This is a genomic window from uncultured Nostoc sp., assembly GCF_964245445.1.
GTDB lineage: Bacteria > Cyanobacteriota > Cyanobacteriia > Cyanobacteriales > Nostocaceae > Nostoc.
Genome location: NZ_CAXTNE010000203.1, coordinates 1 through 15,158 on the forward strand (window position 1 = coordinate 1; position 15,158 = coordinate 15,158).

Genomic DNA, 15,158 nt, shown 5'->3' on the forward strand with positions numbered 1-15,158 from the left:
GGGGTGGGGTATTAAGGACTTTTGCAAGAAGTCTATTAAACGATAATATCGCTTGCCACTAGTAGCGGCGATCCTTCAAGCTGAATCTCGAAATTAGCCGATAGAGTCGTTACCGTCGAATCCGTTTATGTAAACAGTATCCAAATAACTACTCGGAAGAAAATTATCTCCTATAGGATCATCTACCTTAAAGTAAATTAGAGTGTCAGGGCCTGGAGTACCGTTAAGAGGATTTGCATCTGTGATTAATTCTGCCATTGATGAGTTTCTCCTTAACTTAGAGGGTAAAAAAATTACCTCATCACTTTCCCATCAAAAAACGGCGTTGCTGATTAAAAGTAGAAATTTGGTTTCCTCCAAAGATGCAAAGGAAACAGTTTCAAACATGGAGTTTTACACTTTCATTCAGCAACACCGAGAAAATAAGGTGGAAAAATAACGAGTGGGAAGAGATAACAGAAATACACCCGATTTGAACAGGTCTTTGCTATTAACTCTGAAGATTTAAGAAGCACTGGATTTATAGCGGTTCTTGCTTGGATGCAACACAGTTTGACCTCACTTCCATTCCTCTCTCCTAAAAGGAGAGAGGCTTTGAATCTTACTCCCCTTCCTTTGTAGGGAAGGCGTTGGGGGTTAGGTCTGTATTGCACTTAAGTGAGAAGCGCTATATCGATAATTGTTGACATCAAAACAGTGCCAAGAGTCATGTTATATCGTTTTTGCACTTTTCCAACATAACCCCCACTAAATAATTATTAAGCAGTTTAAATACTTATCCCCAAAAAGCACTACATATTCCACAATCTCTAACTATAGCGACCGGCGAAAAATATCTGTTCTGCGGTTAAATTCAGGTCTGGAAATGTTTGGGAGATGAGGCGTTCTGTTCCCCTAAACTGCTGTTTTTGATAAGTTCCATCGACTAACTGATAAATCGTGATTACAGGTTGTTTGGATAAGCCAATGTAGCGTTTGCCTCCTAACCCTAAATAATCTGCGATCCAGTACTCTCCAATACCTAAAGCTTCGTAGTCTTCAACTTTCCGAGCATAGTCATTCTGCCAATTAGTACTGACAACCTCTACTACTAACTTTACAGACTTGCCTAATGTAATCACTGGCTCAGTTTTCCATAATGGCTCATTCGCCAAAGCTGTCTGATCAAGAATCACAACATCAGGTCTAAAAGCTGAATTTTGACCTAATGGTTTAATCAGGCATTTCATGGAAATAAACCAAGGCAAGTTGAGCAGATCAATTGCTACGTTGAGCTTACGATTAATTAACCCAGCTACTTGTTCATGAAGTCCAGTAGATTTTAAGTCGATTAGTTCTCCGTCAATTAACTCGTAGCGTACATCATCTAGATAGCCAGCAACGAATGCCTCAGAGCTAAGATTGCCTGTATTAATAGTGGCTGAAACCATAGATATTTATCCTTCCAGGTTCAGAACTAGAGCAGCAATACTGCTTTTTAATTATTTTAACTAGCTTTGATCAGGCAAAAGTCAATTGACTAATACGCTTCAAAATCCGCAGTACATTATATAACTCATTGCCACGATTACGGACATCAAAAATATCCGAAGTGGCATAGCGGGGAGGATGACCTTTGAGCAGTTTAATGAACATAAAACTGCCACCAGAAGTAATCATGCCAAATACTACATCTTGTGACTGGGGAACAGCCAGCATATATGCCAGAATTTGGTCAAGTCCTGCTTCTACCGAATAAGCAACCTGTTTAGACTCAATAACTGTTACCCAGAATTTTTGATTTAGAAGTAAAAAGTCAATTCTTCCTTTAATGATAGTTTGCTTGTCTTGTGTTTCAATCTCAATAGATTTCTCTAATTTGAGGTGAAAAGGAGGTAAATAAAACTTCCCAATAAATAGCAGTGGCGATAAAATAGTTGTGTTAACTGTATTTTCTAATAAAGGCGGATGGTTTCGTAAATTTAAGTAACCTGCCTTTATTTGATCCAATAACTGCTTTTCTAAGCTTGTCAGTTCTGGTAGCTCATCTTGCCACTCTCGAAAGAATTCTTCCGAATCAACTAACTCTAATCCATAGAGCAATATTAGTTGCTCAAGTGTGACGTTTTCGGCAGCAATAGTTTGAGCCATGATGTTAATCAAGTAGTAGAAAAACCTACTAGTTTAGTAATTCTCGCCTTCAGGTAGGGTGAGGATTTCAACGCCATCTTCAGTTACAGCTAAGGTATGCTCACATTGAGCAGAAAGTTTGCGATCGCGCGTTACCGCAGTCCATTTATCGCCCAGAACCTCGACTTCGTAAGTACCTTCGTTAATCATTGGCTCAATAGTAAAAACCATCCCTGGTCTGAGGCGCTTACCCTTACCGCGTGTGCCATAGTGGGGAACATCCGGCGCAGTGTGAAAAATGTTACTAATGCCATGTCCAACAAAATCTCGCACTACAGAAAACCCTTGTCCTTCAGCATACTCTTGAATAGCTGCACCAATGTCTCCAATGCGGGCCCCAGGTTTAACTTCAGCAATACCCAAGCGCAAACACTCCTCTGTCACCTCTACCAGCTTTCTTGTTTTTGGAGAAGGGGTACCGACAAAAAATGTTTTAGATGTATCACCGTGATAACCCTCAACAATCGGCGTCACATCAATATTAATAATGTCACCTTCTTTGAGAATTTGCTTGGCATTGGGAATGCCGTGACAAATTACTTCATTTACACTGGTGCAAATAGATTTAGGATAGCCCTTATAGCCAAGGGGTGCGCTTTTTGCTCCATGCGCTTGCGTCCAACGTTCGGCTTCATCATTTAGTTCAAGAGTGCTAACCCCTGGCTTCACGAACGGTTCGAGATGCTGGAGAAGTTTAGCTGCTAAACGCCCAGCTTGACGCATTTTGTCTAATTCTCGTTGGGATAAAATAACAATTAGTTCGGTTTTCATTAACTTTTATCTAGATATCTTTACATAAACATAGTTAACCCTGTCTGTGCAGCTCTTTGTGCAGCATCAGCAACTTTTAAGGTATACAAGCTCTCCTCTGGAGTAACGTACAAAGGAGTACCATCAAAAAGATGGTCTAAAACCAGACTCGTGTCTTTAGCGAATAAACCCCGGCGAGGGCCAACCTCTATAGGTGTTGTTTCCCCTGGCTGGATGAAAATTCCGGTGTCACCATCAAAAATTAAACCACCTTTTTCTCCGTGAACTTCAAACTTGCGTTCTGATTGCCAAATACTTTCGCCTTTGCCATAAACTACTTGGGCTAAAAGTCCACTGTTAAAGGATAGTTCACTAGTGCAGAAACAGGTTTGGTAATATTCCGGTTCTATTTCCCAATATCGCTGGTGACAGTTAACAGTAAATACTTTACCAAATAAATCGGTGAGACGATGTAGGCGAGACAACGCACCAATTAACGGAAAACCGAACAACTCGTGGTTATAAGTCCATTTGCGGGGTGCAGGATTCTGGGGATTGACGGTGCTGTAGCGAACATAAAAAACTTCACCAATTTTGGCTAAGTTTTGCTTCAAAGCTTGATGCAAACCACCCAAAAGTTCTAGGTGTTCAACGTGCAGGAGTTTTTTTTGTGTTTTGGCTAAGGCAATCAGTTCTTCTGCTTCGACTACATCCAACGAAAGAGGATATTCTACAACCACATGTTTGCCGTTGGTAAGTGCTGCATGAGCGATCGCACCATGATCTCGATTGATAGTACAGATCACCACTAGGTCTATATCTTCACGCTCTACTAGCTCTTGCCAAGAACTCAACGCTTCAATCTGGTACTCTTTGGCAAAGGTTTCTGTTGTTTCTGCGGTATGACCAACAGCTGCGATTAACTGCGATCGCATTCCCTCATTATGGAGCAATGCCTCAGTTCGAAACTTTGCCGCATACCCGGTACCTACCAAACCTACACGCACTTTTGCTTTTTCCAAAGCTGCTTCTGAATTATACATGATCCTCACTAGTTCTGTTTTTGATTCTTTCATGTTTCTAGTGGTGAGATTCTCTCAACATCTGGAATCAAATGACTTCACCAGTTTAGACTTTACAACATTCGTACTAGGGCATGTTTTCAAAACTATAATCACAAAATAATCAAGACGTTGGCGCAGTTAATGTCTTCTGTTGCGTCCGCTATGCCTAGCTGGCTTTTGAATAGGGATACGGCAAGGCTGATATTGAGAAAATCTCTACCTGATCGAATGAAACAGCTTTGCTTTTTAAAGGAAGTTGGGGATCTCTTCTGCGTAAGTCCTACAAAACATAGGTGGCATTAATCCTATTCATATTTTTATCCATTAATAATAATTTTTTCTAATCACACCCTGACTAGGCACGGAAATAATATAAATAAAACTTATCAGGATTAAGCAACTAAATTTCATTACTAATCGCGTTCAATTTCCAGTCACATCGTTTAATTTTTCTCGTAGTATCAGAATTGAAGCAAATTTGAACGAGCGGCTAATCCCACAGAACAGCCGTGACCTTTGCCTAAAGATAACTTATACTACCGTTTGCAAAAAAGAGGATTACTCAATGCCAAGCTATAAAGTGACACTAGTCAACGAAGCCGAAGGGCTGAACCAAACGCTTGAAGTTGATGACGATACCTATATTCTAGACGCTGCCGAAGAAGCTGGTCTTGACCTGCCCTATTCTTGCCGCGCTGGTGCTTGCTCGACCTGTGCAGGTAAACTCGTATCAGGTACCGTTGATCAAGGTGACCAGTCATTCTTAGATGACGATCAAATACAAGCTGGATATGTACTCACCTGTGTCGCTTACCCAACCTCTGACGTGACAATTGAAACTCACAAAGAGGAAGAACTTTACTAAGAGTTAGGCCCCTCAACAATAAACCTCTTGCAAGAGTTAGTGATGTTGAAAAAATAAAAGCATCACATCTAGTGTTAACGCCTTTTCAATGCCGTGTCTATAAAGCGACTTTGACAAAAAGCCTAATTTCGTGTTGAGCAGGAACACAAAATTTACTGTGTTCCTGCTTGATTTTTTCAGTATGGACTTTTCCGATTAACTTAAAGTTTAGTCTCTTTGCTGAAAATCTGAATCTGAGTACCAGGATAGTAGAATTGGAGAATTTTTGGACTTGACCAACCTAATTTAGCTAAATTTTGAGCGCCAGTTTGACTCAAGCCGACTCCATGTCCTAATCCACCCCCAATAAAAGCGTATCCCCAAAGATCGGGTTTTCCTTTATTTAGGGGTTCTATGTAAAATAGCGTACTTCTAGGAGCAGCAAAGGCACTACGAACTTCATCTTTGTGGAGAACAAAGGTGCTGTTATCAGTTTTGACGGCAAGTTCAAGGATACGCCCACTCTGGCTTCGCTTTACTACTGCCATAGCCTGAATTGTCTTAAATTTGGCGTATGGACTGTTTTTCACCTGCAAAAATTTCTGCAAGTCCTTGGTAATATCCTTTAAAGGGGTTTCCTTATGCCAACGAAACATATCCCACTTGCTTTCATTAAATCCTTCTTGCGTATTAATAAATTTTTGGAAGTTCTTTTCATCTGCTAAACTCTGCTTAGACAAATCCCAAAAATTAGTTGCAGCATCCAGTACAGGGCGCAGATAGGGACGCTCGTCACCATTCCAGACATCGCTGAAGGAGGCGGTAACGCCACCAGTAGTAGAAGAATAAAGGGCATCTACTAGTTCGTTTTTATAGGTTACTACCTTACCCCTAGTGGAGGCGATCGCTTTGTCTGTTTTGGCGGCCGCTCCATTCAGTCCATAATAAACTTGGCAGTGAGTATCAGCACACAACTGATAGTTATCTGCGGCGAACCTGCGTAAATTTCTTAAAGCATAAGTCCGAGCCAGAATTGCTTGGGCTTCCAGCGCGGCTGTTGGTGCATCCGTGCCTATTTCGTAAGGCACAACCCCACGCAAATAAGTTTCTAAAGGAACTTGGTTAACTAAAGTGTATGTGCCATAAGCATTTGGCTGCAAATTCAGTCGCCCGACATAAAGACGAGCAAACTCTTGTTTTTCGCTTTTATTCACCCGAATCAAGTTTTTATCAGTGCTGATTTCCAAATCATTTGGGCTATAGCGCTTGCCATCCACCACCCAACTAACTCGCGGTACTTGTTTTAAAACTCTAGTATCAAGATATACTTTTTCTTTAGTAGAAGCTTGGATGTTCTGCAATAGCAACCGTCGTAGTAAAGGAGTGCTATAAACATCGCGTTTTGCCCAAACCTGCCAGCGTTCTGGCTGGGCTATTTCTACTTCCATTCCTTGAGAACGCCATTTATTAGCACTGTCTTCCGCAGTTTCAAAGGTACGGTATGTGCCTAAAACTACTACTTCCTCAACTGTTGGCTGGGGTAAAGCTTGCATGACTGTTTCCAGCTTTACAGGATTCTTGGTAACCAAGGTTTGCTGCTTATTGCTTGCAAGAAATTTTAGCTTTAAGCGATCGCCTTTTGTCGGTTCTAATTGCAACTTGGCTGTGGGTTGTGAGCCAAATCGCTGCACAATCCCAATTCTCAGTTCCATACCCTGAATGTTACTCTCAGGCGCTGATGCAGCAGTTAGTCCCAATAGACAAAATGTGGTCAGCACAGTGTGGGAAAAACGCCAAAGCGAAAATTTCATAGCTACCTGATAGCGTACCCCTACGGGGAAGCAAGCTACGCGCAGCGTCTCCAAGAGTTGCCATAGCAAGTAATCGATCGTCTTCTGCCCCTTAATGCGGTGTTGGAGCTGATTTTTTAATTGCTTTGTAGTGCGGTTTTTTTGTCGCATGAGTGCTCCAATGATACCATTAACAGTTTTGCCCAAAGTACTTGCAAAACGTAGTCATAATGACTATGATTTATTTAGAGACACAAAACAGAACTAGTTGGATAAACTCCTTATGGTTAGAGTCCAAGAAATTCCATTAAATCAGATAAAACGGCCGTTGCCTCGTGCAAACGATCCAAATAAAGTGCAAGCTTTAATGGAATCGATTGCGGAGATTGGGCAGCAAGAACCTATAGATGTCCTAGAAGTAGATGGACAATATTATGGCTTTTCTGGTTGCCATCGGTATGAGGCTTGCCAGCGTTTAGGCAAAGAAACCGTTTTAGCCAGAGTTCGTAAAGCACCCCGCAGCGTATTAAAGATGCACTTGGCGTAGAGAATGAGAGTAGGGAGTAGGGGGAAAATTCCTCTCCTCTGCACCCTGTGCTCCCTGCCCCTCTGCCTCTTCTGCCCTATGCCCAATTCCTAATCCCCAATTACATATAACCTAATTAGGAGAAAATTATGTCATCGAAAGTAACAGTCAAAAATGTAAATATAGGCATTGACGAGGCGAGTAGGACTAAAATTGCCGAGGGTTTATCTCGCTTGTTGGCTGACACTTATACACTTTATCTGAAAACTCATAACTTCCATTGGAATGTAACGGGGCCGATGTTCCAAACATTGCATTTGATGTTTGAGACCCAGTATACAGAATTAGCTTTAGCAGTTGATTTAATTGCCGAGAGGATTAGAGCGCTTGGCTATCCTGCGCCAGGAACCTACAACGAATATGCCAAACTGAGTTCGATTCCAGAAACTCCCGGCGTTCCCAAAGCTGTGGAAATGATCGGTTTACTAGTGGAAGGACAAGAAGCCGTAGTCCGAACTGCACGGTCTATTTTCCCTGTGCTAGAGGAAGTTAACGACGAACCCACTGCCGATTTATTAACTCAACGGATGCAAGTACATGAAAAGACAGCTTGGATGTTGAGAAGTTTACTGGAAGAATAGGGACTGGGGACTGGGGACTAGGAGCTAATAAAGACTTAATTTTTTTTGCCAATACCCAATACCCAGTCCCCAATCCCCAATTCCCAGTCCCCAATGCCCAATTCCCAATACCCAATGCCCAATTCCCAAAAGTTGCAAGATTTAATGCAACAGGCGGGGATTCCTAGTTTCAAAGCGCTGAGTCGCGCTGCTAGTGTCTCAGAGCGTCAACTTTTGCGGTTACGCCAAGGAAAGCTAGAGCAGATGCGAGTAGATGTACTGCTTAAGCTATCGCCAGTGCTACAAATTTCATTGAATAAATTAATCGCAACTTTTTCAACCGTAGAGTTCTTACCAGAGAAAGCAGCGCCTACTCAGGAATTATTAGAAGAAATTGCAGATTTAAGAAAAGAGTACCAGCGATCGCAACTTCAATTAGAACAACAGCGAGAGATATTACTACAAGAACTCCAGCAGTCGAGTTTGCAACTGCTGGAGTCTTTATTATTGCAATGGCCAACCGCAGCACAGAAAGCACAGGAGAATCCCCAGCTAGCAGCAGTCAAAATAGTACCATTGGTGCAAAAACCTCTAGAAAAGCTTTTAGAGGCGTGGGGGGTGGAAGCGATCGCACCCGTGGGGGCAGAATTACCTTATGATCCCCAACTGCACCAATTGATGGAGGGAACTGCACAACCTGGAGAATTAGTCAAGGTGCGCTATACTGGCTACCTTCAAGGTGAGAAGCTGCTTTATCGAGCTAAAGTAAGTTCTCTTAGAGAGAACTAGAAGGCAAATTTTGGCCTTCCTCTAATGCCCTTAAAGCTTTAAAGGCTTATATTTGTTGGCGTAATTCCCCCCTACCTAAAGTCAGGTAGCCGCCCCCCTGCCTCGGCTACAAAACCGCTTATTTGAACCGTATGGCTTCTAAAACCAAGTTTTTTTGCTAAAGTTTCTTCATCTAGACAGGAATTATTGCAATTATGTAAGTAATCGGACATAAATAAATGTAAATGCTAATTATTATCATACAAAGCTGCACATTAATTCTCTCAGACTGGAAATCTGGGTTACATAAACAAAGCCTGCCTTTGCAGGCTATTTTGATAATGTTTATTGAACAAATTTCAGTTTTGCAAAAATCTTTAGCAAATTATCCGAAAAGCTGGAATTTTTACTTGTAGTTCAATATTAGCCTCTAAAGATAAGATGTATATCCGTTATTTTTAGTTAGTCATTTACTAGTAGTCAGGCAATATTTAGTTAAATAAAAATTAGTTTTTGATTAACAATAAGATAAAGATGTTTATAGTTTATCCTTACTTATTTTGGTATCATTTTTAAATAATTTTTCCTTGTAAGCATTTTTAATTTTCTATGATGGGTATATAATAGCAAAATCAAAGCATCATTTACACAAATCAGCATGACATAATTATGATAGAACAAGTGAAAATTATTAAGCTCGCTGGAAGTTTAAACGCCACAACTTCACAAGCTTTTCGACAAAATATTACTGAAAGTTTAAAATTGGGTACAAAAATTGTGTTAGTTGATTTCCAAGATGTAACATTTATGGATAGTTCCGGTTTGGGAGCTTTAGTATTAGCTTTTAAAACCTTGCGGGCCGCAGATAGTAAGCTTGTTCTATGCTCAATTAATGAACAAGTTAGGATTTTATTTGAACTGACTAATATGGATAAAGTCTTTGAAATATTTCCTAGCCAAGATGCATTTAATCAGGTTATAGTCTCAAAGACTTAATTAATCAAATTTAATTTGCAAGATAGATAAATCATCATCAAAAGCATCTTTGGAGTTTAGAGCGATTAAATAACTTAATACCTGATCGAGTTGGCAATCAACCGGATTTTGTAAGCTAACTAGTAGCTGAATAAAAGCATCCAAACTCCAAAGTGTACCATCTGATTTAGTGATCTCATAAGCACCATCACTAAAAATGTAAAGAGTACTGAATTTTTCAATATTACAAAATCCATCAACATATTTTGCTTCTGGAAACATCCCAACTGGCATACCGGGGGTTTTCAATAGTTGAACTTCAGATTTTCTTGGAGACGTGCCAGTTATTAAAATTGCTGGTGGATGACCTGCACTAGCATAAATTAACTGGCCGTTGGTTCGGTTGTAAACTCCATACCAAATCGTAAAGTATTTGTCATTTTGATAATTCATCTGAAAGGTATCATTCAAAGCCTTCAACACCTCACTAGGTTGATAATAATTTAGGCTTTTGAGCGCACGGGAACGCAGCAGATTCAGCACTGAAACAGAGGGAAGAGTAGCTTTGAGTCCATGTCCGGCAGTATCAAGTAAGTAAATTGCCAAATAATCATCATTGAGCCAATAGTAATCAAAACAGTCACCGCCAAGTTGCCGCGAGGGAATGAATCGGAAATTTATATTGAAGGGTTCAGTCATGGCAAAAGGCAGTAGTGATCGCACATATTCTGCGGCTTCTGACATTTCTGATTCTAAAAGCAACTTTTGAGCCTGCAAATCTCTACTCAACTGATGCAGACGTAATCCCGCTCTTACCCGTGCTTGTAATTCATTATGCTCGATAGGTTTAGAAATAAAATCATCAGCGCCAGCATCTAGACCTTTGACGCAATCGGCAACTGAATCTAAAGATGTTAATAAAATAAAGAATGTAGTGGAAAATTTAGGATCTTTCTTAATGTGGTGGCAGACTTCCAGACCAGTCAACCCAGGCATAATCCAATCACAAATAATTAGTGCTGGACGGTAAGCCAGTGCCTTTTCTATTCCTTCCTCACCGCTACTGGCAGTAACGACCTCATAACCCTGCTTTTCCAACATTCTTTTCAGAAGTATTTTTATTGAATAATCATCATCAATTACTAATATTTGAAACATAGATAATTGTAATTAAAACTAATTAATAAATTGCTATAAAAATAGATAATAAAATAGGATATGGACTAATGAGTTAGTAGTTTCTCTTTATTAAAACTCCTAACTCATTTCTATCTTGCCGTCAAATTAATGACTTTTTAATAGTCATAAAACATTATGGGGGTGCAAGAGGGTTAACCCACAAGAGGATAGTATTTTTTAGCTGGTTCAAGTCGCGGTATGCTTCTTGTTTGAACCATTGCCCTAAGGCATCAAAGGGCGTGAAAGATGTTCCAGTTTGCCATTTAATGTCTTGACCTAGAGGTGTTGTATGATTTCCTGGTAACGTTTGTGTTGTCACCATCTGATCAAAGCGTTCTTGTAAGATTTTGGTTAAAGCTGCGGATTGGTCAATGGTGTCATTGCTAAATTTTATTAATAAATTGCGCCTGATGTCGTAACGCTCTTGGACAAGCTGGTTGGTTTCCAATGGTGAGGGGGTAAACTCAATCGCAAAAGTAGAATTGAATTGTTCTACTAAGGGGATAGCTTCTTTAGCGGCGTAGTTGTTGAAGGATATTAAAATATTGCCTGCGCGTTCTACTTTAAAGAGGCTACCAATCAGCAAGTGAAGTTTACAGCCCATACTGTGTCCAATGCCGTAGATGGGGTAGTAAAGCTTGCGTAATGCCCCAGAATCGTGTAAACGTTCGAGGGTGCGGTCAAAGTTTAGCAGCACAGATTTTGCGATCGCAGTATGATCCAAGGTGTTGACGAAAGGCGTAGCAATTACAACATAACCTTTACTTGCCAATTGTTCGAGTAACCAGCGATAAGTGATGTGCGGTGCAGTGGCGACAAATGCACCTCCTAAAAAATGGATGATACCTATGGGATTTCGGGGAATGATTACCCAGTTGCCTCTGACTTCTTTCCAGTCCATGCCGATAAGCGATCGCTTTCTTGATATTCTTTATGTTAGATCGGCGATCGTAACTGTGGGAAAGATTATGGAAAAAGCCACTGAGTATATCTGGTGAGTAGGTTGGAAGTCAATAAAAGGAAAAAGGGCAGCTCTTGCTGGGAGCAGGGGGAATCCCCATATATAAATTTAGGGTTGCTGAACCAAGGATGTATTATTTCTCGTATTACACATCTCGAAATAAATATTTTTACTTTTGGGCATAAATAAATTTATTTGCTTTGAAACCTTTGTGGCAGGTTAATTTAAATATCTTTCCGCCAGCAAGAACTTTCCCTTGCTCCCCTGTCTATGAAAGGTTATTATGAATTACGAATCATCTTAGCGCTGAGTCTGTAATCTTTTCATTTCGTGTTGCACATCTAATGCAATCTGTAATGCTTCATTGAGTAATCTTCCATGCTCAGTAGCTTGTTCATTTACTTGCATGGCTGTTAAAGTTGCTAAATTGTTGACGAATAGCTCTGTATTACTAAGGATAAAACTCTTATTTTCTCTCAAAATTCTTTCTGTCTTCAAAGCACGAACTAAATCTGATTTAGTGAGTTGTAGTGCTTCGATAACACTCTCTCTTTCCTTTATAAGCACTTCTGGATTACCAGCTTCTTCTATTTGGTCATTGATATCTATTGCTCTAATAACAATATTATATCTTTCAACATCGTTTAACAGGATTTGCAGAGAATTTGTCATGTGATATTTGATAATTTTACTTCTACTTTTCCATATTAAATATAATATACTTTGTGTAAATCCACCAATCCAAATACCTAGGATAATTAATAATATCCAGGATGGAATCGTTACCCATGCTACAAATATTTTTATAAATATATCAAATAAAAGATAAGTAAAAACAAATGTAGCAAACCCAATAAAAATTACAGTTGCTCCTTCCGAGCTTTTAATTTTTTGGATGTATATTCTTACTAATTTTTTTAGAGGATTTGTAATGATTAAAAGTTGATTATTGACAGGTAAATTAGTCAGTTTTTGCAGTTCATCCTGACTAATTTCCAAGCCCTGTAAATCATCCCGCACAGCTTTTCAATCCTTGCCAGAATAGTTATTTAATCTAATATAGCAATCAAATTTCTGGAATGCTGGCATTTTGTCTAAACTTTTTCAAACAAGTTAATACTGCTATGCAAGGTCAAGATTTGTTGTACAATATGATACTCTTTTTTTAATATAACTATTTATACTATAAAAGTAACAAGAACGAAAATAAATCAATTGACCGTAAATGCAATGAAAATTTAACAGTTTCTTGCCCTGGTCAACAACTATTTGCAGCTACAAAAAACAGTAATATAAAAGACCGCAAAAGCTGGGATTTTGCAGCATTCTCGATTAGTATTATCGCCAACCCAGAATAAATTTTAGCGGATTATAGCTACTGTCCACTCAAGTGGACTAAAACCTTTGTTCAGTCTTCTTTACTCTCTGTTATTACATTAGTTGGCATCTGTGGTCAACAGCAACGCATCAATCAGACTCAAACTGCACTCTTCAAACTGGCTGACAAACCTAGAAATGACGTTGAGCAACTCGATCCTTTCACTTATGAGAACGCCAGAGTCTCTCTATCAGCCACATTCCAAGCAGTGCAAAAAGATGTACTTTTGTGCATCATGGGCAGAGCGCCCAGTTCTGAACCCGTAACTCCTGGCGTGGAAAGTGGCAACGCGCAAGCTGGTTCAAGTGCATATTTTGCGAGGCATTGCCAAGCTCTATCCGCGATGGTTGGTATTTTAAGCATTCTGGTTGTCCCGTCCTTTTTAGGGATGGGGATTTCCCGTAAACCCTGATGCTTCCAATTTCCACTATTCATTTTCAGTAGTTCTTCAAGGTTGAAGCGTTCTTCAAATGTGAGGGATTTCTTACCATCAATACCAGCCGTATTTTTACCAGCATTTAGCTGAGATACAAGTCTAATTGCAAGAAATCGAGCCGAGGTGGATTTAAGAATAAGCTTTTGGAGTGATCTAGCTTTCCGCTTGTCTCCAACTTGAACAGCTTTAAATACGCGATGAGTGAAGGCGGAAAAGATTTCGGCGGAATTTCTTCCACGGTAAAGCTCTCCAAGATTCACTAGTTTTATAACTGTGTCTAATCATTTTCTCTTCTTTAGTTAGTGTATTCTGAACACCTCAGATTAAAGTCAGTGGCTCCCTTACGAGAGCCACTGCTCTCCAGAACGGAACGTGATAGTTTCCCATCATTCCGCTCCTCATTTAACCGCTTCCTTGACATTGGAGCCTGTCAGACTGCCATCATTCGCAGTTTTCTTGTCATGGCAATGGCGATGGAGAAGTTCGAGATTACTATAGGAGTTTTTGCCTCCTAAGCTTCGTGGTATTACGTGGTCTTTCTCCAGCAAATCTCCATCCAAAAAGTTAAGGCGACAATAGGCGCACTCTCCGTTTTGGCGCTTCAGTAGTTTTGCTACTGTTGCATCCATTTCGGGGTGTTCCCCAAGGCGCGTACTCCAGTAGATTAAATCGCCGTCATATGGACTTCTGTTGCCTTCAACCTTCTTGTGCCTGACAATAGGTGTCTTGGCATGAGAGGTTAACCGGCAGGCTTGCTTTCCTTCCTGGCTGGTCGCAAAGGTGTTGGCATCATAGTCTCCGTTTTGGATTCTCCGCCAATACCGTGCGTATATCCATTTCTCAGTTTTGTTTGGATGACGGCGTTTTCCCCAGTTTCTAAGATTCCAATACAGGAGTGCATCTAGTTTCCCAAATGTTTCCTTACTCACCACTGCGCTGTAGTAGTTTGACCAGCCTCTGATAATCGGATTTAACCGTTTGATTAAAACATCCTGGGGTTTGGCTCTCATTTCTACTGTGATGCCAGCCAGTTTTTGATGGTGAGTTTGTACTTTTTCTTTCTGGGGTTTGATGAGAGTTTTATACCCTCGCTTACTCTGGTGTTTACCTAGAGTGTACTGACGAATATTGAAACCAAGGAAGTTGAACCCTGGTTCCTCCTGCTCATACTTGTGGAGGATATGGGCAATTCTCGTCTTGGACGGGTGTAACTCAAGACCGATTGATGCGAGGAAGTTTTTGGCTTCCGCCATACACGCTCTTATCACCTCAATGTTTTCGTGGAGAACCACGAAATCATCAGCATATCTAGCTACGCCTAATGACCATTGGGCTTTTATTCCAGTGGTTACGCATTTTCTAATACGCTCTTCTAATCCATGCAAGGCAATGTTGGCAAGGAGTGGGCTAATAACTCCTCCCTGCGGTGTCCCTGCATAAGTAGGTTCCCATTGGTGATTGTGGACGTATCCTGCCTTTAACCAAGTTTTTACTTGACGGCGTAGTGCCGGGAAGGTATTTAATTTGTACAGCAGAGCGTCGTGTTTAATTTGGTCAAAGCATTTGCTTATATCCGCGTCAAACACGAATTTGGGCTTTTTGTTAATGCTGGAATATATGGCTTGGATGGCATCATGTGTCGATCTATTAAAGTCAGTGACTCTCTCACAAGAGCCACTGCTCTCCAAAACCGTGCGT

15 protein-coding genes and 1 pseudogene are annotated in these 15,158 nt (G+C 40.4%); 6 read left to right on the forward strand and 10 right to left on the reverse strand.

Annotated elements, in window-relative coordinates:
• Window positions 1-202: 202 nt before the first annotated feature.
• On the forward strand, window positions 203-439 hold the full coding sequence (locus ACFE90_RS26700; protein WP_375505447.1) for a hypothetical protein: 237 nt from the start codon (window positions 203-205) through the stop codon (window positions 437-439).
• Between the two features lie 370 nt (window positions 440-809).
• On the opposite strand, the gene ACFE90_RS26705 is transcribed toward ACFE90_RS26700, so the two are convergent.
• From ACFE90_RS26705 to ACFE90_RS26720, 4 genes are all read right to left on the reverse strand, one after another.
• Window positions 810-1,430, reverse strand: a complete 621-nt coding sequence (locus ACFE90_RS26705; protein ID WP_375505448.1) for a Uma2 family endonuclease — start codon at window positions 1,428-1,430, stop codon at window positions 810-812.
• A 70-nt stretch (window positions 1,431-1,500) separates the two neighbouring features.
• Window positions 1,501-2,130 (reverse strand): restriction endonuclease subunit R, encoded by a 630-nt coding sequence (locus tag ACFE90_RS26710; RefSeq protein WP_375505449.1) that lies wholly within the window; start codon window positions 2,128-2,130, stop codon window positions 1,501-1,503.
• 33 nt (window positions 2,131-2,163) lie between these two features.
• The gene (gene map, locus ACFE90_RS26715; protein WP_375505450.1) at window positions 2,164-2,940 is read right to left on the reverse strand and encodes a type I methionyl aminopeptidase; all 777 of its coding nucleotides are present in this window, start codon (window positions 2,938-2,940) and stop codon (window positions 2,164-2,166) included.
• Window positions 2,941-2,960: 20 nt separating this feature from the next.
• The gene (locus tag ACFE90_RS26720; protein WP_375505460.1) at window positions 2,961-3,962 is read right to left on the reverse strand and encodes a Gfo/Idh/MocA family protein; all 1,002 of its coding nucleotides are present in this window, start codon (window positions 3,960-3,962) and stop codon (window positions 2,961-2,963) included.
• Window positions 3,963-4,548: 586 nt separating this feature from the next.
• Here ACFE90_RS26720 and ACFE90_RS26725 point away from each other — a divergent pair.
• Entirely contained in the window at window positions 4,549-4,848 is a 300-nt protein-coding gene (locus ACFE90_RS26725; protein ID WP_375505451.1) for a ferredoxin, read from the forward strand.
• Between the two features lie 200 nt (window positions 4,849-5,048).
• Here ACFE90_RS26725 and ACFE90_RS26730 read toward each other — a convergent pair whose 3' ends face one another.
• Window positions 5,049-6,788, reverse strand: a complete 1,740-nt coding sequence (locus ACFE90_RS26730; RefSeq protein ID WP_375505452.1) for a SpoIID/LytB domain-containing protein — start codon at window positions 6,786-6,788, stop codon at window positions 5,049-5,051.
• 112 nt (window positions 6,789-6,900) lie between these two features.
• Between ACFE90_RS26730 and ACFE90_RS26735 the strand changes: the two genes are divergently transcribed.
• The 4 genes from ACFE90_RS26735 (at window position 6,901) to ACFE90_RS26750 (ending at window position 9,527) form a co-directional block, all read left to right on the forward strand.
• Window positions 6,901-7,164, forward strand: coding sequence for a ParB N-terminal domain-containing protein (locus ACFE90_RS26735; RefSeq protein WP_012410090.1), 264 nt, complete (start codon window positions 6,901-6,903; stop codon window positions 7,162-7,164).
• A 128-nt stretch (window positions 7,165-7,292) separates the two neighbouring features.
• Window positions 7,293-7,784 carry a Dps family protein gene (locus tag ACFE90_RS26740; RefSeq protein ID WP_375505453.1) on the forward strand — a complete coding sequence of 164 codons (492 nt, stop codon included), beginning with the start codon at window positions 7,293-7,295 and terminating at the stop codon, window positions 7,782-7,784.
• 93 nt (window positions 7,785-7,877) lie between these two features.
• Complete coding sequence (grpE, locus tag ACFE90_RS26745; protein ID WP_375505454.1) at window positions 7,878-8,552, forward strand: nucleotide exchange factor GrpE; 675 nt, start codon at window positions 7,878-7,880, stop codon at window positions 8,550-8,552.
• 648 nt (window positions 8,553-9,200) lie between these two features.
• On the forward strand, window positions 9,201-9,527 hold the full coding sequence (locus tag ACFE90_RS26750; protein ID WP_375505455.1) for an STAS domain-containing protein: 327 nt from the start codon (window positions 9,201-9,203) through the stop codon (window positions 9,525-9,527).
• Here the strand turns inward: ACFE90_RS26750 and ACFE90_RS26755 are convergent, their stop codons facing one another.
• From ACFE90_RS26755 to ACFE90_RS26775, 5 genes and pseudogenes are all read right to left on the reverse strand, one after another.
• Window positions 9,528-10,664, reverse strand: a complete 1,137-nt coding sequence (locus ACFE90_RS26755) for a PP2C family protein-serine/threonine phosphatase (protein ID WP_375505456.1) — start codon at window positions 10,662-10,664, stop codon at window positions 9,528-9,530.
• 154 nt (window positions 10,665-10,818) lie between these two features.
• Window positions 10,819-11,586, reverse strand: a complete 768-nt coding sequence (locus ACFE90_RS26760; RefSeq protein WP_375505457.1) for a DUF1350 family protein — start codon at window positions 11,584-11,586, stop codon at window positions 10,819-10,821.
• A 360-nt stretch (window positions 11,587-11,946) separates the two neighbouring features.
• Window positions 11,947-12,666 (reverse strand): hypothetical protein, encoded by a 720-nt coding sequence (locus ACFE90_RS26765; protein WP_375505458.1) that lies wholly within the window; start codon window positions 12,664-12,666, stop codon window positions 11,947-11,949.
• Window positions 12,667-13,238: 572 nt separating this feature from the next.
• Window positions 13,239-13,745: pseudogene (locus tag ACFE90_RS26770) on the reverse strand (reverse transcriptase N-terminal domain-containing protein); the annotation flags it as partial.
• Between the two features lie 113 nt (window positions 13,746-13,858).
• Window positions 13,859-15,158, reverse strand: a 1,300-nt coding sequence (locus tag ACFE90_RS26775; RefSeq protein ID WP_375505459.1) for a group II intron reverse transcriptase, incomplete at its 5' end; no start/stop codon positions are given.